This window comes from Bacillus sp. FSL R7-0672 (assembly GCF_038601465.1).
Taxonomy (GTDB): Bacteria; Bacillota; Bacilli; order Bacillales; family Bacillaceae; genus Bacillus; species Bacillus pumilus.
This window is the reverse complement of the sequence record NZ_CP152010.1, coordinates 628817-654076: the sequence shown is the minus strand read 5'-3', so window position 1 is coordinate 654076 and position 25260 is coordinate 628817. Positions and strand designations below refer to the sequence as shown.

The following is a 25260-nucleotide window of genomic DNA, read 5'->3' as shown; positions in this document are numbered from 1 at the left end:
CATCCCCTTAATGTTTGAAATGTCTAACGCCAGTGAAGACCATGGCGATGCCGTATTCATCTGCTTTTTGAATTGATTCTTCATCACGAATGGAACCACCTGGCTGGATGATCGCTGTAACGCCTGCCTTCGCAGCAGCTTCCACTGTATCGCCCATTGGGAAGAACGCATCAGAGCCTAGAGCGCTTCCTTTCGCCTTTTCGCCTGCTTGCTCAATTGCAATGTTTGCTGAGCCGACACGGTTCATTTGACCAGCACCGATACCTGCTGTCATTTGATCCTTCGCAAGGACAATCGCATTTGATTTCACATGCTTGACGACTTTCCATGCAAGCTTTAAATCTTTCCATTCGTCTTCTGTTGGTTCTCTTTTCGTCGGAATGGAGATCGTTGCTTCGTCTAAGCCGTAGGTATCGATATCCTGAACGAGTAGTCCACCATGTACACTAGTTAGCTGCTTTTCTTTCTTTTCGAGATCAGCTTCGACATCTAGTGTTAAGAGACGAAGGTTCTTTTTCGCTGTTAACACGTCTAGTGCTTCTTGGCTAAACGATGGAGCGATGACGATTTCTAAGAAAATCGTATGGAGCACCTCGGCCGTTTGCTTGTCTACTTCACGGTTAAGTGCCACAATGCCGCCAAAAATAGACGTTTCATCTGCTTTGAATGCACGGTCAAAGGCTTCTGCAATCGTTTCTCCAGTACCAACGCCGCATGGGTTCATATGTTTTACAGCCACAGCCGCTGGCTCCGTAAATTCACGTACGATTTGAAGAGCTGCATCTGCATCTTTGATGTTGTTGTAGGAAAGCTCTTTTCCGTGTAATTGCGTTGCAGTAGCTAAAGAGCCTTTGCTTGGTAGAGCATTTTCATAGAAAGTCGCCGCTTGGTGCGGGTTTTCTCCATAACGAAGGGATTGTTTTTTCTCAAACGTGACGGTGAACTGCTCTGGCTCTGTTTCGCCAACAAAGTTCGTTAAATAATCTGCAATGAGGGCATCGTAAGCAGCTGTATGACGGAATACCTTCGCCGCAAACTCACGTTTTTTCTCAAGTGACACGCCGCCTTCTTTGATTTGCTGAACGACTGTATCATAATCACGAGGATCGACAATCACTGTGACGTCTTGGTGGTTTTTCGATGCCGCACGAAGCATTCCCGGTCCGCCAATATCAATGTTTTCAATTGCTTCTTCATACGTTACATCGTCTTTTGAGATCGTCTCTTTGAATGGATAGAGATTCACGACAACAAGATCAATCGGCTGAATGCCATGCTTTTCAATCTGTGCCATATGCTCATCGTTTTCTCTCACTGCCAATAATCCACCATGAATGTTCGGGTGAAGCGTTTTGAGTCGTCCGTCCATGATTTCAGGGAATCCAGTGACTTCAGAAATCCCAATGACATCAATGCCATTCTCTTGAAGAAGCTTATGAGTACCTCCAGTTGAAATGACTTCAACACCAAGTTCTGTTAATTCTTTCACAAAAGGTACAAGATTTGTTTTATCAGAAACACTGATTAATGCGCGTTTGATCGTCATGCCTTCGTCACCTCATTAAGATAATTCTAAAAGTGATTTGATCACTTTTGGATATAGTGTGTGTTCTAGTTCATGCATTCTTTTTTCAATCGATTCAAGCTCTTCGCCTTGTTCAATATAAATCGCGGCTTGGTCAATAATCGGACCTGTATCCATCCCTTCATCGACAAAATGGACGGTGATGCCTGCCACTTTGACGCCTGCTTGATAGGCTTGTCCGATGGCATCAAGACCTGGGAATGCTGGCAGCAAGGATGGGTGGATATTCACGATTTTCCCTTTGTATGCTTCAAGTAATGTCGGACCGATCAGTCTCATATACCCCGCAAGGAAAACCCATTCTACTTCATGAAGCCTCAGTTGTTCGATGATCGTTTGTTCAAAAGCGGCTTTATTCGGAAAAGCCTTCGGGGTAAAAGCAAAGGAGGGAATGCCCTCTTTCTCAGCACGCTCCAGCACCTTTGCACCCGGTTTATCACAAATCACAATGGCGGCCTCTGCCTGCCACTTTTCTTCTTTTAACGTATCAATAATGGCTTGAAAGTTCGTCCCGCTTCCAGAGGCGAAGATCGCAAACTTCTTCATGAGAGGCTTCCACCGCCGAATGTGACACCTTCTCCTTTTTGAACACGTCCGATGAGAAAGGCTTTTTCTCCATCTTGTTCAAGCTCACTAATCACATCCACAAGATCGTCCTCTTTTACAGCTAGGACAAAGCCAATGCCCATATTAAACACGTTGAACATCTCTTCTGCCTTCAACTGACCCTTTTCTTGGATAAAGGAGAAAATGGGTGGTACTGGCCATGAGCCGTTATCAATCTCAACGCCAAGACCTTCAGGCAGCATACGTGGTAAATTCTCAATAAAACCGCCGCCTGTCACATGTGCCATCCCATCTACTTTGCCGGCTTTTACTTGTTTGAGTACGGGCTTCACATAAATTTTTGTCGGTTCAAGAAGCTCTTCACCGAGCGGTCTTGTAAAAGGTTCATACGTTTGATGCAGGTCAAGACCAGCGTCTTCCAGCAAGACTTTACGAACGAGAGAGTATCCATTGCTATGAATTCCACTTGAGCTGAGTCCAATGAGCAAATGTCCCTCTTTGATGCTGTCTCCTGTCACGATTTCGTCCTTTTCAACGACACCTACCGAAAAACCAGCAATATCATATTCTTCTTCTGTGTAAAGACCTGGCATTTCGGCTGTCTCACCGCCGACAAGTGCTGAACCAGACTGCTCACATCCGTCAGCCACACCTTTGACAATGGATTCAATTTTTACCGGATCTGCTTTTCCAACGGCTAAGTAATCTAAGAAAAAGAGCGGTTCTGCCCCTTGTGCAAGCACATCGTTGACACACATGGCCACGGCATCGACGCCGATCGTATCGTGTTTATCCATTAAAAAGGCAAGCTTTAATTTCGTTCCGACACCATCTGTTCCTGAAACAAGAACGGGCTTTTTGTATGGCAGCTCAGATAGATCAAACATACCGCCAAATCCACCTAGAGCGCCCATGACACCTGCTCGTTTTGTACGTTCTACGTGTGTTTTCATTCGTTTGACGGCTTCGTACCCTGCTTCGATGTCGACACCGGCGTTTTTATATGCTTCTGACATCCCATTCACTCCTTTTAGCTGCTGCTTTCCATGTATTTTCGGCAGAATGAAAGAGCAGCATATCAACTCATCTTGACTGCTGCTCCTTTATTCGATTATTTCGTCAGGACTGTTTCCTTCACATGCGGAAGAACTGTATCTTCATATATTTCAGTCGGGTATTTCCCAGTAAAGCATGCTAAACACTGACCGCGTTGCGGATCATCATACTTCCTGCCAATCCCGTCCATTAAACCGTCTACAGATAAAAATGCAATGGAGTCTGCACCGATTTCCTGTCTAATTTCTTCCACTGAATGAGAAGAAGCAATCAGCTCTTCGTGTGTGGATGTATCAATTCCATAAAAACATGGGTGTGCGATTGGCGGTGAACTAATGCGTACATGGACTTCCGTCGCACCCGCTTCTCTTAGCATCGTGACAATTCTGCGGCTCGTTGTCCCGCGTACGATGGAATCATCCACCATCACGACACGCTTTCCTTCGACTACACCGCGTACAGCAGACAGCTTCATCCGTACGCCCTGCTCACGCAATGCTTGAGACGGCTGGATAAACGTCCGGCCAACATAACGGTTTTTAATCAAACCGAGCTCATACGGAATACCTGTTGCTTCGGCATATCCAATCGCTGCAGAAATACTGGAATCTGGTACACCTGTCACAACATCTGCTTCGACATGCGCTTCCTCAGCAAGCTTTTTGCCAAGACTCTTTCTCGCACTATGCACATTGATGCCGTTGATATTGCTGTCAGGTCTTGAGAAATAAATGTATTCCATGCTGCACATGCTGCGGTTAATGTTCATCGAGAAGCGCTCAGATTTGAGGCCTTCGTCATTAATGATCAGCATTTCGCCAGGTTCCACATCACGTAAATACGTGGCACCGACGACATCAAATGCACATGTTTCAGAAGCGACAACATAAGCATCCCCAAGCATACCAAGTGAAAGCGGGCGTAAGCCGTTCGGATCAAGCGCCACGATCATTTCTGTTTCCGTCATGATTAAGAAAGCATATGCTCCCTTAAGCATGGACAGTGCATTTTTGATCTGCTCCTTTAATTCCATATGCCCGCTGCGCTTAATTAAATGAGCCAGCACTTCGGTATCAGAAGAGGTCTGAAAAATACTCCCTTGGTTCTCTAGCTGCTGCTTTAACTGCGTTGCATTCACTAAGTTCCCATTATGAGCAAGGGCAAGGCTGCCATTGTTTTGCGAACGGAAGAAGAGGGGCTGCACATTTTCAAAGCCGCCTCCACCTGCTGTCGCATACCGAACATGTCCGATCGCACCTTTTCCTTTCAAATCCTTTAGCTCACCGTTTTGAAAGACTTCCGTAATCAGTCCAAGGCCTTTGTGTGACGTCAGGTTCTCACCATCTGTTGCAATGATTCCCGCACCTTCTTGTCCTCGGTGCTGAAGGCTATGCAATCCGTAATATGTGATTTGCGGGGCTTCTTCGTGTCCCCAAACCCCAAAGACACCACACTCTTCATTTAAGCCTCTGATTTCAGCAAGCATGGGATCGCTCCTTTCCATGCACGTTCAAGCTCGTTGACCGCTGCATGAATCCATTGTTGTCCTTCTTGATTTTTGACAGTAAATACACCATCATTTGTAACCGTTCCGACTTCTTTCGCATCTTTGACCGCCGCAGCAAACGCTTCGCGGTGCTCCGGTTTAACTGTGACGACAAAACGTGACTGTGTTTCACTGAATAATGAAGCTTCACTGTTTAAATCGATTTGGATATCTGCACCAAGCCCGTCAGTTCCAAATGTACTTTCAGCAAGTGCTACACCAAGTCCGCCTTCAGACACATCGTGTGCTGATTGAACGAGACCATTTTGAATCGCGGCTAGCAGAGCTTCTTGACGCGAAAGCTCTACGTTCAAATCAATTTCTGGTGCTTTTCCGTAAATACGGCCTTCTGTCATCTTTTGAAGCTCACTGCCTGCAAATTCTTCCTTCGTCTCACCAATGACGAAAATCAAATCGCCAGCCTGCTGGAACGATTGCGTCGTAATATGAGCAGTATCTTCAACCAAACCAACCATCCCAATGACTGGTGTTGGATAAATCGCTGTTCCATTTGATTCATTATATAAAGAGACGTTCCCACCGATAACTGGTGTGCTTAGCGTGCGGCATGCTTCGCTAATCCCGTCAGCAGATTTTTCAATTTGCCAGAAAATTTCTGGTTTCTCCGGGTTACCGAAGTTTAGGTTATCTGTCACTGCAAGTGGACGAGCGCCTGAGCAGACAATGTTACGTGCTGCTTCTGCGACGGCGATTTTCCCGCCGACCTCTGGATCAAGGTAGAGATAGCGTGCGTTACAATCTGTTGTCATCGCTAGGGCTTTTTTCGTTCCGCGGATTCTTAGTACGCCCGCATCAGAGCCCGGTGCAACGACGGTATTTGTCCGAACCATGTAGTCATACTGATCATAGACCCATTCTTTACTTGCAATCGTTGGCTGCTGAAGGAGCTGCTTTAATGTCTGAGCCGCATCTGTGATCGCTGGAGCTTCCACTTTCGTTTCTAAGAACTCACGATAGTATGCAGGCTCACTTGACGGCTTATGATAAACCGGTGCTTCTTCTGCAAGAGCGTCAACAGGAAGCTCACAAACCATTTCGCCTTGATGGAGTAAACGAAGCATTTTATCGTCTGTCACATGACCGACTGATACTGCTTCAAGATCGTATTTTTCGAAAATATCAATGATTTCTTGCTCACGGCCTTTTTCAATGACCAGAAGCATTCTCTCTTGCGATTCAGACAGCATCATTTCGTATGCGGACATGCCTGTTTCACGCTGCGGAATGAGGTCTAGATTCATCTCAATACCAGAACCTGCTTTACTCGCCATTTCCGCACTTGAGCTTGTTAAGCCAGCCGCACCCATATCTTGAATCCCAACGAGCGCATCGTTTTTGATGACTTCAAGGCACGCTTCAAGCAGCAGTTTTTCCATGAATGGATCGCCGACTTGAACCGCTGAACGTTTTTCTTCTGATTCATCGGAAAATTCTTCAGACGCAAATGTTGCACCGTGAATACCGTCACGTCCCGTTTTAGCACCAACGTACATCACCGTGTTGCCGACACCTTTTGCCTGCCCTTTTTTGATGTCCTCATGGTTGATTAACCCAACACACATCGCATTCACAAGCGGATTGCCTTCATAGCTTTGATCAAAATGAACTTCTCCGCCGACTGTAGGAATTCCGATACAGTTTCCATAGCCTGCGATCCCTGCCACTACTTCTTCAAACAAGTACTTCACGCGCGGTGAAGTCAGTTCACCAAAACGAAGAGAGTTTAGTACAGCAATTGGACGCGCACCCATGGAGAATACATCACGGATAATTCCGCCGACACCTGTTGCCGCTCCTTGATACGGTTCAATCGCAGATGGATGGTTATGTGATTCGATTTTAAATACAACCGCTTGGTTGTCTCCAATATCAACGATTCCAGCGCCTTCCCCAGGACCTTGAAGAACATGCTCTCCTTTTGTCGGGAATTTGCTTAAAACAGGCTTTGAGTTTTTATAACTGCAATGCTCTGACCACATGACAGAAAAAATACCCGTTTCTGTGTAGTTTGGCAGCCTGCCAATAATGGATTCGATTAAAGCGAATTCTTCATCACTCAATCCCATTTGCTGATACAATTTCTCTTCTTTAATTTGCTTGTGACTTGGTTCAAGCAGTAGTGACATGAGTGTCCCTCCAATTTTTCACGATAGATTGAAACAATTTAAGTCCGTCTGCGCTGCCTAGTAATGTATCCACCGCGCGCTCAGGGTGCGGCATCATGCCGAGTACATTGCCCTCTTCATTCGTAATACCTGCAATTCGATTGACACTGCCGTTAATATCGTCTCCGTAAGTGAAAGCGATTTGGTTATTTTCAATAAGCTTTGCTAAAGTGTCTTCATCACAGTAGAAGTTGCCTTCACCGTGCGCTACAGGAACCGAAATGGATTCGCCTTTTTGATAGCCGCTTGTAAATTGCGTTTCGTTGTTCTCTACAATGAGTTCAACTGGACGACAGATAAATTTCAAGTCTTTATTTCGTCTCATCGCACCCGGAAGAATGCCAAGCTCCTGAAGAATTTGGAACCCGTTACAAACACCGAGAACAGGTTTTCCTTCCGCAGCTGCTTTTTTCACCGCCGGCATAATGTTTGAAAAGCGAGCAATCGCACCACATCTTAAGTAATCCCCATAAGAGAAACCGCCTGGTACGAGTACACCGTCAAATCGGTCTAGACTCGTTTCGTCGTGCCATACATATTCAACTTGTTCACCTAACTCATCTTGAATCGCATGGTACATATCGATATCACAGTTAGAGCCAGGCAAGACGATCACTGCAAACTTCACTGTGCGACAACCTCCTCCACCTCATAGCGGTAATCTTCAATCACCGTATTGGCCAGTAATTTTTCACACATTTCTTTGACGACTGTGTCTAAATCACGATCTGATTTTTCAATGACAAGCTCCATGTATTTCCCGATACGGACATCCTTTACTTCCTGATAAGACATGCTGTGCAAGGCGTGCTGCACGGCACTTCCTTGTGGATCAAGAACGCTCTCTTTTAAGCTGACAAAAATTTTCACTTTATACATGTTTATGGCCTCCAAGTCTTTTGAAAATTTCTTCGTATGCATTTGTTAAGCCGCCCAGGTTTCGTCTGAACACGTCTTTATCAAGCTTTTCGTTTGTATCTTTGTCCCAAAGCCTGCACGTATCAGGTGAAATCTCATCAGCTAGCAAAATACGATTCTCGTGATCTATTCCGAATTCAAGTTTGAAATCAATTAAATTCACATGGCAGTCTGAGAAGATTTGCTTTAACTCTTCATTTACTTGTCTTGTGATCTGCTTCATTTCCTCGACCTGCTCTGGTGTCGCTGCATCTAAAATGCGAATATGATCTTCTGTAATGAGCGGATCGCCGAGTGCATCATCTTTGTAGTAAAACTCGATCAATGGTGTATCCAGTTTTGTTCCCTCTGGAATGCCAAGGCGCTTTGACATACTGCCTGCCACCACATTTCGTACAACGACTTCAAGCGGCACAATCTGCACCTTTTGAATGAGCTGCTTTGTTTCAGAAAGGCGTTTCACAAAGTGATTGTTGATCCCTTTCTCATGCAGCATTTGAAAGATTAAGCTTGAAATTTCGTTATTCAGTCTGCCCTTGCCTTCGATTTCAGCTTTCTTTTCGCCGTTAAATGCTGTCGCTGAGTCTTTATATTCGACATATAGAATATGCTCGTCATCGGTCTGATAGATTTTTTTCGCTTTGCCTTCGTAGAGAAGTTCTTGTTTCACAGTCATTCAGGTTGGCCTCCTAATTTGAATGTTGGCAATTTTCAGGATTGGGCACCTGACGAGCAGGCGACCCATTTCTTACGCAAGACCTAGACGTTCGAAAATCATATCGACATTTTTCAAGTGATAGTTGTAATCGAAGCAGTCAGCGATTTGTTCAGGTGTTAAGCGTGATGTGATTTTTTCTTCCGCTTCTACTAATGAACGGAAATGCACTTGCTTTTCCCACGCTTCCATTGCCTTCGGCTGAACCGTATCATATGCCTCTTCACGTGCCATGCCTGTATCGATTAATGCAAGAAGAACGCGCTGTGAGTAAATCAAGCCAAGTGTGCGGTCCATGTTGCGTTTCATGTTCTCAGGGAAGACCGTCAAGTTTTTCACAATGTTTGAGAAACGGTTTAGCATGTAGTTCAGTGCAATCGTTGCATCTGGTAAAATGATGCGTTCAGCAGACGAATGAGAAATATCACGCTCATGCCAAAGTGGTACATTTTCATAAGCTGTCAGCATATATCCACGGATGACGCGGGCAATTCCCGTCATATTTTCAGAGCCGATTGGGTTGCGTTTATGCGGCATTGCTGATGATCCTTTTTGTCCTTTTGCAAAGAACTCTTCTACTTCACGTGTTTCACTCTTTTGAAGTCCACGAATTTCAACAGCAAATTTCTCAATGCTTGTTGCGACGAGTGCAAGAGTTGCCATGTAATCGGCATGACGATCACGCTGCAAGGTTTGGGTTGAGATTGGTGCAGCTTTGATGCCAAGCTTCTCACATACATATTGCTCAACAAACGGGTCGATGTTCGCATATGTGCCAACAGCTCCAGAAATTTTGCCGAATTCAATGCCAGCTTTTGCTTGTTTAAAACGTTCTAGGTTACGCTTCATTTCTTCGTACCAAAGACCAAGCTTCAGGCCAAATGTTGTCGGTTCAGCGTGTACACCGTGTGTACGGCCCATCATGACGGTATATTTGTGCTCTTTTGCTTTTTCTTTTAGGATGTCAACAAATCTCTCAATGTCCTTGAGCAAGATATCGTTCGCCTGTTTTAATAGATATGAAAGCGCCGTATCCACTACGTCTGTAGAGGTTAACCCGTAATGAACCCACTTTCTTTCTTCTCCTAGAGATTCAGATACAGCACGCGTAAAGGCAACCACGTCATGGCGCGTGTCTTGTTCAATCTCTAGAATACGATCAATATCAAAGCTTGCATTCTTGCGCATGGTCACAACGTCTTCTTTTGGAATAACGCCGAGCTCTGCCCAAGCTTCACAAGCGAGAATTTCTACTTCAAGCCATGCATTAAATTTGTTTTCCTCTGTCCAGATTGCTGACATTTCTGGTCGTGCGTAACGTTCGATCATTTCCCGTTTCCTCCATCTCTTTCAGTCCATATCTTTGTGATGTTTGTCATCCATTCATCATCAAGCTGTTTCATAAATGTCATATGCCCCATTTTGCGGCCGGCTTTTACTTCATGCTTTCCATATAGATAAAGCTTCGCTTCTTTGAGAAGCTCTGGATGCTCTTTTGGGATGTCTACTTCATCGCCTAATAAGTTCACCATCATGCCCTCTGATAAAAGGGCTGTACCGCCAAGCGGCAAACCGCATATCGCGCGAACGTGCTGTTCAAACTGACTCGTCTCACATAAATCGAGCGTATAATGACCAGAATTATGCGGGCGAGGCGCCAGTTCATTGACGAGCAGTTCTCCTTCGTTTGTCAGGAACAGTTCTACAGCAAGTGTACCCACTAGCCCCAGCTTTTCAGCCAGTGTCGTTGCCAGCACTTTTGCCTTTTCCTGAATGCTTTCATCAACTCTTGCAGGCACAATGCTTTGGAACAAAATGTTGTGCTTATGAATGTTCTCAGCGACAGGGAATACCGCAATCTCCCCATGAATAGAACGAGTGACGATGACCGAGAGCTCCATTTGAAATGGGACCCAGCTTTCTAAAACACAAGTTCCATGTGTGAGCAATGCAGTTGCTTCATGAAGCTGTCCTATTTCCTTGATCACATACTGTCCTTTTCCATCGTAGCCGCCTCTGCATGTTTTCAGAACGGCTGGCAAACCAACTACGGTTACTGCGTCTTCCAGCTCTTTTTCATCATGAATGATACGATAAGGCGCGACTTCACAGCCTGCATCTACAATCCCTTTTTTCTCCGTTTCACGATTTTGAGTTAAAAGAAGAAGTTCACTTCCTTGCGGTAAATTGGCTTCTTCCTTCAATTGATTAAGTGCATCATAATCAATATTTTCAAATTCATATGTCACGACATCGCTGATTTCTGCGAGCTGTCTGATTCCATCCAGGTCACTATATGCAGCTGTGATTTCTGTATCAGCAACCTGTCCACAAGGAGATTGTGCGACTGGGTCTAAGACAGCTGCCCGGTACCCCATTTGCTTTGCGCTGACGGCCATATATCTGCCAAGCTGTCCTCCGCCGATAATACCGATGGTTGCGTTTGGAAAAATGGTCTGCTTAGCCAAGCTGATCACTGCTTTCTAGTACAGTCTGTTTTGTTTGCTCTCTTCTTTCTTCAAGGCGAGCAGCGATTGTTTCATCAAATGCTGAAATCATTTGTGCAGCTAGAAGCCCTGCATTTGTTGCACCGGCTTTGCCAATCGCCACTGTCGCAACTGGTACACCGCCTGGCATTTGAACGATGGATAATAAGGAATCCAGTCCATTTAGTGCTTTTGATTGTACGGGCACACCAATGACCGGCAGTGTCGTTTTCGCTGCGACCATCCCCGGTAAATGTGCTGCGCCTCCAGCACCGGCAATGATGACTTTTAGTCCTTTACCTCTTGCTTCTGTCGCATATTCAAACATCAAGTCAGGTGTCCGGTGTGCGGATACTACCTGTTTTTCATACGGAATGTCTAATTCCTCTAAGATATCGCACGCATGTTTCATTGTTTTCCAATCAGATGTACTTCCCATGATGACACCTACAAGCGGCTTCATTTTGTCCCCACCTTTAAGCTGATATTCGATTTTGTATCGTTTGACACGCTTCCCAAACCTAAGCAGCTTGTCAAACGCCGAACAAAAAAGCCCGATTTGCATTGCATTGTTAGGAAGCAACACAAACCGGGCCATGGTAAGCGCTGTTCGCTTTTGAAACGCCATGTCAGTTTTGTTCACTATCCTGCATAGTCCAGTCATTTACGGTAACTGGGTAGAAACTTATGGGCCATATTCCCAAGATTATATGAGGTTCGTGTTTTGAATTCATGTTTATCTTAACAACGGATGTTCATGATGTCAACGGATTTATCGAACAATCTATGAAGTCGTCGTTTTAATGTTCGGATTTAGACTATTTTTCCTTCGAATACGATTTTTTTCCCAACCGGAATGATCTGAATCGACCCATTTTCCTTCTTTTCTTGAAAAACCGGCTCCTCCATTCGTCGGACAGGCGAGTAGCCTTCCGCTGCCATCTGGGACAACACTTGATCGATCGACATGTTGTCTTCCACATAGAATTTTTTCTTCTTTGGTTTTGCGGTCATTCTTTAATTCTCCTTTTCTTCACAGCCTTCACCCAGAAGCCGCCGTGAATTGATTTGGGCTCATAAGAAATGATAAACGCCTTTGAATCAAGCGTTTTAATCGTTTCATATAATTGCAATTCATATTTTCTCGGTGTTAAAATTTGCATTGCTGACCGGTCTCCTTCAAGACCGCCTGCTGCCCAGGTGGTGACACCATATCCTTTTTCTCTCAATTGTCTTGGGAGATCGACATCTAATTCTTTTGTGATCACGTTAACAGTTGTGTAGCCAAGTGCCAGCTTCTCTTCAATTTTCATCCCGACAATGATCCCCATCCCATAACCTAGCGCATACGCAATGACATTTTGGATTTGATCTAAGTTATCAAGTACGATACTTAATCCAATCACATAAATAAGCATTTCAATCGTACCAGCAAATGCAGCTGCGTACCGTCTTCCTTTCATTGTTAAAATCAAACGCATGGTGGAAAAAGAGACATAGACAATATTAATGACTAAAATGATCAAAACCATGGTGAACGCATTGGATAAAAGTTGTTGAAGCACGATTCGAACCCCCTGCACTAAAAAATCAAATAAAGCACCCCATATTCTACTAGAGAACATACCTTGATACAATCAAATTTGCGCGAGAAAAACACATATATCTTTCGACAAGAAAGGTGGTCTTTGTTACCAAGAGTTTACCCGTTTTTTCCTCTTCTCAACATGAAAACCTCCTTTTTCAAAAAAGGAGGTTTTCAGTGTGTGTATTATCCAAATCGAACAGGCACAAGTGATGGAATCAAATACTCTCCGACAATGCCCCAGAGCAGTGCAATGATGACAAGCTCCACCAATAAAAAGATCCAGCCGGCATACATCAAATCACCGCGCACCGCTTCATGCTCCGATTGAATCGAGCGAAACAGTACGACCGCAATCAACTGGAGACCAAAAAACATCATCACAGATAAAATGACCGTCACATATGGAATATTCAGCATGGCAAATACAAGCCAAAGGATGGATAAAACCAAAACCGGTACAAGTGCGGCACCAAACTTCATGATCACTTCTTTCAGTGATATGTTTCCTTTTAGCATGTACTTACCGAGTAACCAGACGGTCAGCATCATCAATGTGAGCAGAATGAGTGTAAAGACCGCTACCCTCAAAAAGGCGTCACCAAAAGAGTAATGAATGCCAAAGCCTAATAAACGAGTCTTTGACGCCTTTAATTGAACATAGTTGCCTAAAGCAAAAAACACGCTGAATAACACAATCGAGATCCAGGCGTACTTCATGCGTAATGTTTCCGCTTGATTAATGGACCGACTCGGTGATTTTAACATCGCAAGTCCATATGAGCCATAGCGCTTAAACGCGCCTCCTACACCTTGTAGCATACGCTGAATGGCAGAACGCTCATCATCCGCTGCTGCTTTTACTTTCGACGTTCTTCCACGTTTTGCGGCGCTTCTGCTAAGGCGGGATTGCCTCGTTTCTTGATCTATTGATGGCTCTTCATTTTTTAAGTCTGATGTACTTTGCTCTTGATCCTTTTCTAACATCTCATATCAACTCCTATCCAGCACAATCCTTATAGGCTCATACGAATGACCTATTCGGATGACTCCTCTTAAAGTAGCGGAGTCTCTCTGTTCAGTCAAGATTCCTTGACGTTCATACGAATAGACGGATAAAAGGCAGCAGAGGTTTTAAAATGCCAAGAAAATAAGACAAAACAAAAAAACAGCAGCTTCCATGAGCTGCTGTTTCAGCGTGTCGACAAACCCTCGCATTCTTTGTCAGTCCTGCGCGCTGGTGCTCACGAATATCAAATTCACTCCGCGCCCCTAGACTTCAAAGGTTTTTTATCACGCTGAAAGAAAACAAAGGGCTAAAATAAAGATCATTTTAACCCTTTGTCAACAATTAATGATTTAAGAAAGCAAAGTAGAGAATAAAGATCACAAACAATCCGTACATAATCGGATGTACTTCTTTGGCTTTCCCTTTAAAGATCATCGTAATCGGGTAGAAAATAAAGCCAACCGCAATCCCTGTTGCAATACTGTATGTGAGTGGCATCATAATCATCGTTAAGAACGCTGGTACGGCAATTTCAAAACGATCCCATGCAATCTTCGCAAGCGGAGCGACCATCAGTGCACCCACAATAATCAAAGCAGGTGCTGTCACATTCGATGTAACGATGGATAAAAGCGGCGAGAAGAACATCGCAAGCAAGAAGAAAATACCTGTCACGACAGCTGCAAAACCAGAACGAGCACCAGCCGCAACACCTGAGCTAGATTCAACATAAGATGTTGTTGTCGATGTTCCAAGGACAGAACCTACAACGATTGAAGATGAATCCGCTAGAAGTGCTCTTCCTGCACGCGGCAGCTCATTATTTTTCATTAAACCAGCTTGGGTTGCAACAGCCACAAGCGTTCCTGCTGTATCAAAGAACCCAACGAATAAAAACGTTAAAATCACGACAAGCATTTGAATCGAGAAAATGTCTGGCAAGTGAATCAAGGCTTGTCCAAAGGTTGGAGATAAGCTTGGAATACTTCCCACAATTTGCGTCGGAACTGGGATAAGACCAACAATCATTCCTGCAATAGCTGTCACAAGCATCCCAATGAAGACACCTGCATTTACTCGCAGAACCATTAAAATGACAGTCACCACGATACCAAACACCGTTAATAAGACAGGACCACTATGAATGTTTCCAATCGAAACGAGCGTATTATCATTATTGGCAATAATGCCAGAGCCTTGCAGACCGACAAACGTAATGAATAGGCCAATACCTGCACCAACCGCCAGTTTCAGCTCAGCCGGAATGGCATTGATGATTTTTTCACGGAAACCTGTTAAAGAAAGGGCAACGAAAATCAATCCTGAAACAAATACACCAGAAAGTGCTGCTTCCCATGTGATGCCCATGCCAAGAACAACCGAGAAGGCGAAAAAGGCATTCAAGCCCATACCTGGTGCAATCGCAATCGGATACCTGGCAATTAGCCCCATCAGAATACACCCTGCGGCAGAGGCTAACGCCGTCGCTGTAAAGACAGCACCCTGATCAATTCGTAATTTATCTGGAAAATCCGGTACTGCTACTAAAGCAAGTGTGATCGGATTGACAAACAGAATGTAAGCCATCGACAAAAATGTGGTTAAACCACCGATGATTTCTCTGCGGTAATTCGTTCCTAACTCATCAAACTGAAAAAACTGTTTCAAGCCAACTGACTCCCTTCATGTCCTTTTGCTTTAGTCTGCCCCATTCACAAGTCAAATAAAAAACGTCCCAACAGTTTTGGGACGCTTGACTACATATGTGAATTCAGACGGTGACATAAAACAAGAACAATGCATGATTTATATCAAACGAGTGTGAATTGACGTAGTCAAGCTATTTACGGTAGCTTGGTAGAAACTTGCGGGCCATATCCCCGCTATTATACGACTTCTATCTATTTGATTTCTGTGTCTATTGTACCAACTTCATTTTTAAAACACAATACGAAAAGCGAACATTTTTCAAAGAAATGTCCGCTTCATTCGTCTTATTACACGAATTTGGAAAATCACATCTAGTTCTTTATACATCCTTCTCCAAATCCTTCTCTTTTGCAAAAACTGCTGCGGCTACATGGAAAAACTCTTTCACTGCCGGAGAAGCTTGGGAGAGAGACGGACAGGCAAGTGCAACCTCACGGTGATGAGAGACATTCAACTTTCGAATGTGCACAAGCTGCTGCGTTTTTAAAAACAGCTCAGGACCTATCGTGACACCAAGTCCTTCTCCGACCATACGAGCAATGGTCGTACAATCGTGTACTTCAAATAAAGTAGCTGGCTTCAATTGAGCATCAGAAAATATATCCTCTACATGTGATTGATACATGCCAGTCGGCATAATAAATGGTTCATCCGCCAAACCTGTGATGTCTACAATGGACTGCCGGTGAAATCGATGATTTGGATGATAGGCGACCACCATCTCATCTTTGATCAGCGGCAACAAGTCAAAGGCTTCATCCGCATAGCCTTTCACAACAAATCCAACATCAATGATGCCAGAGTCCAGCCACTCCAATATTTCTTCATACGTCCCCTCATAAAATTTAAATTCGATTTTCGGATGCTTTTTCTGATAGCTCACAAGCAGCTTAGGTAATAAACAAGCAGATGCACTGGCAAATGTACCGATACGAATCAAGCCCGTTTCGATATTTTTCGTTAACGCAATCTCCTGCTGGATCTTCTCCACCCTATTTAACACTTCTCTAATATGCGGGAGAAGCGTTTGACCGATGTCTGTCAGCATGATGCCCTTTTTTCGATCACGAATGAATAAGGACACATCCCACTCCGTTTCTAAACTCGCCACCGCATGACTGACCGCGGACTGCGTCATATTTAATGCTTCAGCTGCTGCGGTAAAGCTGCCAAGCTCGACCACTTTTGCAATAATATCAAAGCGAACAAAGCTCATGAGTATTCACTCATCTCCTTCATGAAAAACATCAATTTTACTTATGTTAGCACGGAATTTAAACTAAATACAACGTATCAAATTGAAGGAAGGGTTCAAAAATGAAAAACACATCACATCAGTTATTGATTATTCTTTTAGCTGTCGGTTCATTCGTCACAGGCACTTCAGAATTCGTCGTGTCAGGCATTCTAGATATGATTTCTGTTGATTTAAATATCTCCATTCCTGCTGCCGGGCAGCTTATCACCGTTTACTCTCTCTTTTATGCAGTAGGTGCTCTCTTTTTAGTGATGGCAACATCGAAATTGAACCGAAAAAAGGTTCTGTTATCGGCTATTTTTGTGTTTATTTTAGGCAATGTGGTCGCCTTTCTTAGCCATCACTTTATGCTACTCCTGCTATCCCGAGTCATCACGGCCATGAGTGGCGGCTTATATATTGTCGTCGCCACGAATTATGCAGCGCAGATCGCCCCTCCAGAAAAAAAGGGAAGTGCAATGGCGACGGTCATTACTGGTTTTACCGTTTCACTCGTACTTGGTGTCCCTATTGGCACATTTCTATCAGGTCATGTGGATTGGCACTACATTTTTCTCATCATTGCACTAGGTACTGCTTGTCTTTTACTACTGCTTTATCAATTACTGCCACGCATGGAGGGACATTCACATCTGCCATTGAAGCAGCAATTACATCTCCTTCAAGATAGCAGGGTGATCAGCGGCTTAGCCACGACCGTCTTTTGGATCTTAGGCTACACAATGGTGTTCACTTATATCTCACCTTTATTACGACAGACCGCTGGCCTCTCTCTTGAAATGACAAGTATCGCCTTACTCATTTTAGGAATCGCTGCTTTTATAGGCTCACGATTTGGCGGCTTCGCCGTTGATCAATGGGGACCAAACCGAACCATCTCGATCAGCATCATGATCCAGATGCTCGCTCTATTCACCCTATTTTTTACACAATTTTCCACAATTAGCATCTTGATCACATTAGCCATATGGGGCATCGCAACATGGACAACAACGCCAGCGAAGCAGTTTTACCTCATCTCTCTAAAACCCCATGCATCAGAAACCGTACTGAGCTTTAATACAGCGATTATGAATATCGGCATGATGCTCGGATCGTCAATGGGCGGTGTGATTATACAATATACAAATGTCACGAACTTAAGCTGGATTGGCGGTTTAGCCAGTTTTGTTGCGTTCATGTTGATTCGATACTCGTTCCATCGTAATCGACTGGTCCAAAAGCAGACAAAAAGCGAACATGGATAACCATGTTCGCTCTCTTATTTTATTGACTAGCCTTTGATGTTTCTTTTTTGACTGGAATGGTTACCGTTATCGCTTTCTGTGGTGCCAACATATTCAGTTCTGACAAATCAAGGTAAAGCCCATATTCTTTAAAAGAAAAATGGTTTAATGATAAAGTCTCTAAATTCTTATCATCAAATTCAAAGGTGGATTGCATGGAAGCTGTCTTTAAATTCGTCATCTTCGCATGGTTCCCCTTCAAGTAATATCCGCTTTCATAGTCTGCTTGTGGATCGGGCCATGATTTCATCTTTTCAACATCGCCTAATCCAATGAATTCACCTATATTCTCCATCACATCCTGATCTAATTCTTTTTGATCTACTCCAGTAAATTGATAATCAACCATCACAGATCGGTCTTTTTGCTCTATCTTATTGATTTTGATTCCGATGCCATGATGCTTTGTTTTGAACTGAACAGGCAGCTTTGTCTGAAGAGGAATAATGTGGCTGTATTCTCGTTCGTTTCTCACATCCGTGTAAAATGTCAATTCAGTCGCCTTTGGATTAATCGGTTGATTCAAAATCGTCAAATGATCTTTTCTAGTTTTGTCAGAAGTCAGTTGTTTTTTTCTTAAAACGGTTCCAATCTCAAGCTCATACTCATTCCCTAAATTATCCTTCATTCCATCTATACTGACTTTATCATCTTTGGCAAAACCATTGTAATCAATGGCATATTGAATAGCAGAGCCATTCACTCCATTTTCTACCTTTACGTTTCTTATTTGATAACGTCCATTTAAAATAGACACGTCTTTTTGTCCCGCTAATAAAGTGGTTTTTTGCTTGACCACAGGTAACTTGAAGCGCCAATTTCCTACAATATCCCCAATCTTCGAAATAACAAGCGGGACTTGTTGACCTTGTTTGATCGTTTGTCCATTTGTATAGACTTCCGTCTGCCCAACATAGCGGCCATCTTTTAATTTTTTTAACTCTGTTTTATCAAAATTCAGTTGAAAGTTTCCATCGATTTTTTCTGGATTCACTCTGAACGATACAAAATCTTCTTTTGTATGGAAATTCTCCACAGTAAACGTATAAACAAGCCGCCCGGCATCATAGTACACACTGTTTACTTTCACAGTAACCCCTCTTGATTCAGCCCCCTCATTGACATGCTTTACCAAATCACTCTGAAAAAGAGACATTCCTACTTTATCGTGAAACATCATATAAAACTGTCCAATAATCGGGACACGTGCCATCGCTGTATTAAGAGAAGGGAAAAGGAAGCCTGATGAAAAATAAAGAACGATTAGTATGATGACAGAGTATATTGGCGTTCTCCAATTCCATGTGAACCAACGTCTTTTCTTTTCCGCTTTCACATCTCCTATTGCTTGGCGAACCGCAGAGGTTACTTCCACAATTGGTACTTCAATCTCATCATAAAGCTTTTTCATTTGTTTTCGTTCCATCGACACTCTCCTCCTCTTCCAACGTTTGCTTTAATAACTTTCTTGCGCGATACAAATGAGTTTTGACCGTTCCTTCAGGCATACCCATCTGCTGAGAAATCATCGAAATCGAATAATCTTGAAAATAAAATAGCTGAATCACAATCTGGTATTGCTCATCTAACACATCAAGAGCATGTTTTAAATCTAATTTGTCTTCCAAAAAATCATTCCGCTCAACGCTTTCGTGCTGCTGTTCAAACGGCACAACATCTTGCTGCTTTTTCTTCATTGCAAAAATCGTATGAATCAAAATCCGCGTCAGCCAGCTAGAAAAATAAGCTGGTTCTTTTAAGCCAGATAGATGCTTAAACGCTTTAAATACCGTCTCCTGAACAGCATCTAACGAATCCTCTTTATTTCTTGTGTAGAGAAAAGCCGTTTTATATAAACGCTCCTGATACATCAGCATTAATTTCTCAAATGCCGGGACATTCCCTTTTTGTGCTTTTTTAATTAGACGCACTTGCTTCATCTCACTCAACCTCCTACACCTGTTAGAGCAAGCTTTCTCTCAAACGGTTTCAACAAACGGACATTTCTTTTACTTAGCATATGTCGGATAAAAATAGAGAAAGTGAAGAATAGGCCGCAAAGATCGTATTGAACTTTTGTTATAATGGAAGAAATATCTACAAAAAGGAGTATGTCGATTGTTTCTATTTGAAGAACCTACGTGTGCTAGCTGTCAGAAAAAGATAGAAGGAAATGAAGAAGTGTACGTCAAGCTGGTCTATCCAAAGAGAAGAGGTATGACAGAAGTGAAGGCTTGGCTGAGGAATGAAGGGGTTTTTTATTGTAAGACATGTACAGAACAAAAGACATCACATGGAGGATAAAAAATGAACAAAATCACCTATCCAAAATCATTTCCAACAATACATACCGAAAGACTAATCTTAAAACAAGCAACAATCGCAGATGCTAAGGATATGCACATCTATTTATCCAATGAAACCGTGTGCCGATACATGGGAATCGATGCTCATGAAACCATCGAAGACACAAAAGAAGAAATCAAGTGGTATGACGATATCTTCAAAGAACAAACAGGCATCCGGTGGGGCATTTCTTTAAAAGATGATCCTGCGATCATCGGCAGCTGTGGATTTTTTCATTTGAAAAAACAGCACTGCCGCACGGAAATTGGCTATGAATTGCATCACGATCATTGGAGAAAAGGCATTATGAGCGAGGCGATTGCTGCGGTGTTACGATATGGGTTTCAGGAGATGAATCTGAACCGGATTGAAGCCATCATTGATCCAACAAACACGTCTTCTGTTCAATTATTGAAGAACTTTGATTTTTTACGTGAGGGTTTATTGAGAGAGTATGATCTTGGTCAGAATGGGTTTGATGATGTGTATATGTATTCGATTTTGAAGAGGGATTACGAATAAAATTCTATTAGACAGAGAAGAAACAAATGAAAACGGATATTCATTTCATCCAAAAATCGCAATCAGAGTATGTTTCTTTTCTTTATGAACTCAATCCGGCTATTGAAAAGCTTGCCAGCAAGTGGGACAGTCAGCACCCCTATTACTTAGCACAAGAACCCAATAAAGATGGGGTGTTTCTCATAAAAGAAAAGTTATTTAAACTTGAAAAAAGCTTGAAGCACATGATTATGTCAGGATTTTGAAATCAATGATTCTTAATATTGGTAATATTACCTCTATTTCTCCTAAAATGAGCGGCCTTCTCGATGCAATCCTGACAATGAGGTAAAAGTGATGATTCACGTTTTTATATTCAAGCATTGAAAGTTACAGAGAAAGTGAACAGGCTGAGAAGTTATATCATCAATCTTTTCATCACATTTTGTATGAACTTTACGGCGTTAGTGATGATTACTGTTTCACATTTGGATCAATGCCTAATAATTAGAAAAGACACCTCATTATAAAGTGTCTATTTAGAGATTCATAATTTTGTGAAAATTTATTTATACCAATATGTAGGAATTAGTTTTTCACCATGATGCCAATTTTCAATAATACACGATTCAAAGTTTTCATTCTCAACTAGATTGGCATGGTCAACAACAATTATCTGTAAATTCTTATTTAAAGTTTTAACTCGTTCATTAATAAAATCATATATTTTCCCCACCATATTCCAGTCAGTATCTTTTTCTTGTACTTTTGACGGGAAATAGACTTGAGATGGTTGATCTAAAAATAAAAAATGCGGTACTGGCCTTTTATTTTCAATAAAGAAACTTTGTAAAGCGAAGTAGGCAATTAAATGTACTCCCACCCAATTTGAACCACTACCCAATTGTTGTAATGGAACAACTCTATCTGGTTTATCAACTACAACAGTCACTTTATTCATATCCAATCTATATGGATTAGCTGAATGTTCCAAATCCAACTGCGTAGCCCATTCAGTCATTTTAGTAGATATTCTTGACAGAGAATATTGCTTTCTTTCTTCAAGAGTATCTCGATCTAATTGCTTATCAATTTTTTTAATTTGATCATTTAATGACATTATTCTTTCTTCGATATTGCTTAAATCTGATCTATCTTTAACACTCTCCAGCCAAAGACTTATTCTTCCTAAAATTTTAGCTTTTCGAGTATACAAGTCTCTTAGTGCAATAGCATCTTGATTTTGATTGTAAATTCCATCAATTTGAGCTTTAATATTCTGTATTTCTTCTACTAATTTTTGTCTAGTACTTTCTAAGTTATCAATATATTTTCTAATTTTCGGCTTTTCTCTGCTTACATTTTTTATATTATTATCTAAACTTGTGATAGCAGTTCGTATACTTTCTATTCCAGGTAGCGGATTATTAAGTATATTACTACAAAGGGGACAATGATTTGGTCGGAAGTCAATCTTTTCAAATAAGCCTATGGAACTTAATCTTAACTTTTGATGTTCCACTTCCTCAGAAAAGAATGAGGTCTCTCCATTGAAGGTTTTTGCAAACTGAACATCTTCATTTAATTCAAATAAACTCTGCTGTTTTTTATCTAACTCGGTTTGCAAGTAACTAATTTTATCCATACCAATTGTTTGAATATTATCTGGAGTCCAATCTTCTACAGATTTTAATAAATTATGAATCTCAGTGAAGTTCCCATAGTCAACTTTGTGCTCATCTTGAATTAGACCTACAGCTTTTGCTTCAGAAATTAGAGTAATGGCTTTCTGTAATCCTCCACCTTGTAACATTTCCAATTCCTCTAATTTTCGTTTTTCTATTGAAACTTTACGTTTAAGAAGAGAGCGCTCTCTTTCTAAAATGAGGAATTTTTCATTTACTATACCCATAAAATAAGGTAAAGTATCCTTGATTGATTGAGTAATAAAAGGTTCAGACTGCCTATGAAATAAAAAAGATTTTGCAGCAATCTCGTCTTGATTTTGAAAACAATAATATAGTGCATGTCGTATATTAGCCGATAAAGGTCTTCTTGTTTGAGTTTCATGCGGAATATTTAAATTTTCAGATATACCAATTCTATTCGATAAAAGTGTTTCAATACCTGATACAGTTTCATTTTGTTCAAAATTAAGCTCATTGGGAGAATTAATGTTTTCACCAATTTCAATGTAACAAACATTTGTTGTTTGTTGCCCTATTTCGGGATTTTTTCTAGCAACGAAAACCCTTTCTGTATCAAATTGTAATAATAAACCATACCATAGCGAATTTTCCCTTACAACACCATCAGCTATATTACAAGAATCTCCCCCTAAACAATAATCAATAATATCACCAATAGCTGATTTTCCAGTTTTCGACTTACCTGTGATAATATTAACTTTACCAAGTTCAAAAGAAACTTTTCTTACTTTTCCGTTTTCTCCATAAATAATAAGCTCTCGTATTTGCACTATGGACGCACCCCTAAACCAATAAAAATAGTCTCAACTTTTCCTGCATTTGCAAACCATCTACCTATATGCTCACTTTTTGTCAGACACTGTTTTATTTCTTCATCTACAAATTTTGTTTTACTCAAACCTTTTTGGGTACTATTTACTTCTAATTCAGCATTTTCATTTATGAGTAATATATTTGTTTGCAAAAGAAATTCAACAGATTCATTAGCTATCTCTACAAGCTCTTTTACACGTTCACTATATCCAATTAATAATTCTGGATGTTTTTGTGTCCAAATTAAAAACTTAGTTTTACTTGATATAGTGTCTCTAGTATTCTTGTGTAATACAAGAGGCAAGATAAGATATATCAATGGAAAAGGAAAAGCTCTATTAGATACTTTATTAAATTGTTTTATAACTGTATAAATTAATCTACCACAAAAAGCAGGGTTTAAAAGATATGCAACTTCTTTGGATCGTTCATTCCAGCTATTCACTTGATAACCACTTCTCTTCCAATCAAATAATCTAACCTTTCTTTAAAGTCATTATGCCACCCCACTTTTAAATCATCTGCAAGAATATGATAACTTCCACGCATGATAAATGGTTCAGAGCATCGTTCTCTTATTCTAATGTCTTTGTTTTCAATTTCTTTAAAAAGCGACTTCCCATGTTTCTTGCTAATATCGTCTGTGAGTTCACCATAATCCTGTAATTCATCTTCCATATCTGCAAAACAATGCTCCCATTCATCTATCAATCTGGATTCATATCTATCTAATTCATTTAAGTATAATAAATCGTTTCTTACCCAATTTGCTCTTTGCCTGAATGCTCTCTGATAATCTCGTAAAGCAACTTTCAATTTATTTTTATTTATTCCTATCAATTTTAATTGTTCATAGAAGAGCTGACCATCAAAAGAGGAACTATCAACATCATTGTAGAGATTGTCTATATCTATTGGTAAATTATCAGTAGAGTATTCTTGGCTTATATCAACAATATAAGAAGCTACTTGCCTAGCATTAACATATACTGGTTTTGTTGAACGAAGTGCATCAATTGCTTTGTTAGTCCACCAACCCTCTAAACGTTCAAATACAGAAGATATGTATTGAGGTTTACAACTATACCTCAATATTTTTTTAATATGTGAAGCGGTATCTACTATATTAGAAGACTTATCAACAACATAAACATTATATAGTAACTCCTTGGAAATTAATGAAATATTTTCTATGAAATTATCATAATAACTTTTATGAGCTTTATTATTCGATTTTTCAGCAATACTTTTTAAAATTGTAAATGCTTTTTCTGGGTTTCTTATATTCATTTCAGTAGTTAGAAAAAAACTTGCTGAGTTCTCTGGTGATTTTGCAGTAGTAATTATCAAAAATTTGGTTTTTTTTAGTAAATCACAATCCTTTTTCAGTTCATTTATCCACACATTCAATGTTCGCCAAATATCTGTACTTGAATCCGTTAAGTCCCCATACTTTTTGGTATGGTGTTTCAATTGGATAAATACATTTTCTGACCCATCTGGTTTGGTAAATGCGATATCATCAAATTTTTCTATACTTATATTGGATTCTTCGTCATCATTTTCAAGCAAGAGATATAAAGCATATCTTATTTGATAAATATAGCCTATCATTTGTTCCGAAGCTTGATGATTTGACATATAATACCTCCTTAAACAATATATGAATTTATTATACGTTCCTCACAACTAAACATCAATTGGGATAAAAATTGTTATTGGTTTTTTTAGTGAAAATTTTACTCATTTTTCAATTATCACTAATATTATTGTTAATCTAGATTATGTTAGTGTAGAGAATCGCATCAAATTCACAGACGATTTCTAGTTTCACCTAAATACACGGATACCTAGTCCTGAACCTGAGAATGACTGTCTCCACACGATGTCGGAATACTTAGCTTTGGAACCTATTACAGAAAGGTCCATTCTATAATTGCAACACAGCACAAAAAGTCAAGTTTCCTAAAGAGCATTTCCGCTA

Annotated in this window: 25 protein-coding genes and 2 riboswitches; of the genes, 4 read left to right on the top strand and 21 right to left on the bottom strand. The window is 41.1% G+C overall.

The features are described 5' to 3' along the window. Nucleotides 1-7 precede the first annotated feature (7 nt). The 16 genes from purH to MKY18_RS03175 all read right to left on the bottom strand — a co-directional run bounded on the left by purH (nt 8) and on the right by MKY18_RS03175 (nt 16579). The gene (gene purH, locus MKY18_RS03250; protein WP_342497725.1) at nt 8-1546 is read right to left on the bottom strand and encodes a bifunctional phosphoribosylaminoimidazolecarboxamide formyltransferase/IMP cyclohydrolase; all 1539 of its coding nucleotides are present in this window, start codon (nt 1544-1546) and stop codon (nt 8-10) included. A gap of 15 nt (nt 1547-1561) precedes the next feature. Then, a complete protein-coding gene (purN, locus tag MKY18_RS03245; protein ID WP_044141522.1) occupies nt 1562-2131 on the bottom strand; it encodes a phosphoribosylglycinamide formyltransferase in 570 nt (189 codons plus the stop codon). Continuing rightward, complete coding sequence (gene purM / locus MKY18_RS03240; protein WP_065099149.1) at nt 2128-3168, bottom strand: phosphoribosylformylglycinamidine cyclo-ligase; 1041 nt, start codon at nt 3166-3168, stop codon at nt 2128-2130. Before purM ends, purN begins: the two co-directional genes overlap by 4 nt. A 95-nt stretch (nt 3169-3263) precedes the next feature. Continuing rightward, complete coding sequence (gene purF / locus MKY18_RS03235; protein WP_012009144.1) at nt 3264-4694, bottom strand: amidophosphoribosyltransferase; 1431 nt, start codon at nt 4692-4694, stop codon at nt 3264-3266. Then, on the bottom strand, nt 4670-6901 hold the full coding sequence (gene purL / locus MKY18_RS03230) for a phosphoribosylformylglycinamidine synthase subunit PurL (RefSeq protein WP_342497724.1): 2232 nt from the start codon (nt 6899-6901) through the stop codon (nt 4670-4672). Before purL ends, purF begins: the two co-directional genes overlap by 25 nt. Continuing rightward, nucleotides 6885-7568 (bottom strand): phosphoribosylformylglycinamidine synthase subunit PurQ, encoded by a 684-nt coding sequence (gene purQ, locus MKY18_RS03225; RefSeq protein ID WP_044141518.1) that lies wholly within the window; start codon nt 7566-7568, stop codon nt 6885-6887. Before purQ ends, purL begins: the two co-directional genes overlap by 17 nt. Then, nucleotides 7565-7819, bottom strand: coding sequence for a phosphoribosylformylglycinamidine synthase subunit PurS (purS, locus tag MKY18_RS03220; RefSeq protein ID WP_003214349.1), 255 nt, complete (start codon nt 7817-7819; stop codon nt 7565-7567). The genes purQ and purS overlap by 4 nt, the downstream gene beginning before the upstream one ends. Next, nucleotides 7812-8534, bottom strand: a complete 723-nt coding sequence (purC, locus tag MKY18_RS03215) for a phosphoribosylaminoimidazolesuccinocarboxamide synthase (protein WP_044141517.1) — start codon at nt 8532-8534, stop codon at nt 7812-7814. The genes purS and purC overlap by 8 nt, the downstream gene beginning before the upstream one ends. A 72-nt stretch (nt 8535-8606) precedes the next feature. Next, a complete protein-coding gene (purB, locus tag MKY18_RS03210) occupies nt 8607-9902 on the bottom strand; it encodes an adenylosuccinate lyase (protein WP_044141516.1) in 1296 nt (431 codons plus the stop codon). Next, a complete protein-coding gene (gene purK, locus MKY18_RS03205) occupies nt 9899-11041 on the bottom strand; it encodes a 5-(carboxyamino)imidazole ribonucleotide synthase (protein WP_126741184.1) in 1143 nt (380 codons plus the stop codon). Before purK ends, purB begins: the two co-directional genes overlap by 4 nt. Continuing rightward, nucleotides 11034-11522 (bottom strand): 5-(carboxyamino)imidazole ribonucleotide mutase, encoded by a 489-nt coding sequence (gene purE / locus MKY18_RS03200; RefSeq protein WP_268507778.1) that lies wholly within the window; start codon nt 11520-11522, stop codon nt 11034-11036. The genes purK and purE overlap by 8 nt, the downstream gene beginning before the upstream one ends. A 169-nt stretch (nt 11523-11691) precedes the next feature. Then, nucleotides 11692-11793, bottom strand: a riboswitch (purine riboswitch). 79 nt (nt 11794-11872) lie between these two features. Then, nucleotides 11873-12073, bottom strand: coding sequence for an NETI motif-containing protein (locus MKY18_RS03195; RefSeq protein WP_044141514.1), 201 nt, complete (start codon nt 12071-12073; stop codon nt 11873-11875). Further along, complete coding sequence (locus MKY18_RS03190; RefSeq protein WP_003214176.1) at nt 12070-12624, bottom strand: DUF2179 domain-containing protein; 555 nt, start codon at nt 12622-12624, stop codon at nt 12070-12072. Before MKY18_RS03190 ends, MKY18_RS03195 begins: the two co-directional genes overlap by 4 nt. A 206-nt stretch (nt 12625-12830) precedes the next feature. Beyond that, on the bottom strand, nt 12831-13631 hold the full coding sequence (locus tag MKY18_RS03185; RefSeq protein ID WP_342488142.1) for a hypothetical protein: 801 nt from the start codon (nt 13629-13631) through the stop codon (nt 12831-12833). Nucleotides 13632-13995: 364 nt separating this feature from the next. Then, nucleotides 13996-15321: an NCS2 family permease gene (locus MKY18_RS03180; RefSeq protein ID WP_185107473.1), complete on the bottom strand. Its 1326-nt coding sequence runs from the start codon at nt 15319-15321 to the stop codon at nt 13996-13998. A gap of 144 nt (nt 15322-15465) precedes the next feature. Continuing rightward, nucleotides 15466-15567: riboswitch (purine riboswitch) on the bottom strand. A gap of 115 nt (nt 15568-15682) precedes the next feature. Further along, nucleotides 15683-16579 (bottom strand): LysR family transcriptional regulator, encoded by an 897-nt coding sequence (locus MKY18_RS03175; protein ID WP_342497723.1) that lies wholly within the window; start codon nt 16577-16579, stop codon nt 15683-15685. 101 nt (nt 16580-16680) lie between these two features. Here MKY18_RS03175 and MKY18_RS03170 point away from each other — a divergent pair, with 101 nt between their 5' ends. After that, entirely contained in the window at nt 16681-17868 is a 1188-nt protein-coding gene (locus MKY18_RS03170; protein WP_065099143.1) for an MFS transporter, read from the top strand. Between the two features lie 19 nt (nt 17869-17887). Here MKY18_RS03170 and MKY18_RS03165 read toward each other — a convergent pair whose 3' ends face one another. Further along, a complete protein-coding gene (locus tag MKY18_RS03165; protein WP_065099142.1) occupies nt 17888-19333 on the bottom strand; it encodes a DUF4179 domain-containing protein in 1446 nt (481 codons plus the stop codon). Continuing rightward, entirely contained in the window at nt 19302-19847 is a 546-nt protein-coding gene (locus tag MKY18_RS03160) for an RNA polymerase sigma factor (protein WP_265208817.1), read from the bottom strand. The genes MKY18_RS03165 and MKY18_RS03160 overlap by 32 nt, the downstream gene beginning before the upstream one ends. A 178-nt stretch (nt 19848-20025) precedes the next feature. On the opposite strand from MKY18_RS03160, the gene MKY18_RS03155 reads away from it, so the two are divergent. Genes MKY18_RS03155 through MKY18_RS03145 form a run of 3 tightly spaced genes read left to right on the top strand, consistent with a single transcriptional unit; the run spans nt 20026 to nt 21020 of the window. Next, nucleotides 20026-20211 (top strand): Fe3+ hydroxamate ABC transporter substrate-binding protein, encoded by a 186-nt coding sequence (locus MKY18_RS03155; protein WP_342497722.1) that lies wholly within the window; start codon nt 20026-20028, stop codon nt 20209-20211. Nucleotides 20212-20214: 3 nt separating this feature from the next. Then, entirely contained in the window at nt 20215-20775 is a 561-nt protein-coding gene (locus tag MKY18_RS03150) for a GNAT family N-acetyltransferase (protein ID WP_340909228.1), read from the top strand. A gap of 26 nt (nt 20776-20801) precedes the next feature. Next, nucleotides 20802-21020, top strand: coding sequence for a hypothetical protein (locus tag MKY18_RS03145; RefSeq protein WP_260335835.1), 219 nt, complete (start codon nt 20802-20804; stop codon nt 21018-21020). A gap of 299 nt (nt 21021-21319) precedes the next feature. On the opposite strand, the gene MKY18_RS03140 is transcribed toward MKY18_RS03145, so the two are convergent. The 3 genes from MKY18_RS03140 to MKY18_RS03130 are packed head-to-tail and all read right to left on the bottom strand — an operon-like array spanning nt 21320 to nt 24917. Further along, on the bottom strand, nt 21320-23233 hold the full coding sequence (locus tag MKY18_RS03140; RefSeq protein WP_283924194.1) for a DUF3732 domain-containing protein: 1914 nt from the start codon (nt 23231-23233) through the stop codon (nt 21320-21322). Next, complete coding sequence (locus MKY18_RS03135) at nt 23233-23721, bottom strand: three component ABC system middle component (protein WP_228280397.1); 489 nt, start codon at nt 23719-23721, stop codon at nt 23233-23235. The genes MKY18_RS03140 and MKY18_RS03135 overlap by 1 nt, the downstream gene beginning before the upstream one ends. Further along, nucleotides 23718-24917 (bottom strand): ABC-three component system protein, encoded by a 1200-nt coding sequence (locus MKY18_RS03130; RefSeq protein WP_260335832.1) that lies wholly within the window; start codon nt 24915-24917, stop codon nt 23718-23720. The genes MKY18_RS03135 and MKY18_RS03130 overlap by 4 nt, the downstream gene beginning before the upstream one ends. Between the last annotated feature and the right edge of the window lie 343 nt (nt 24918-25260).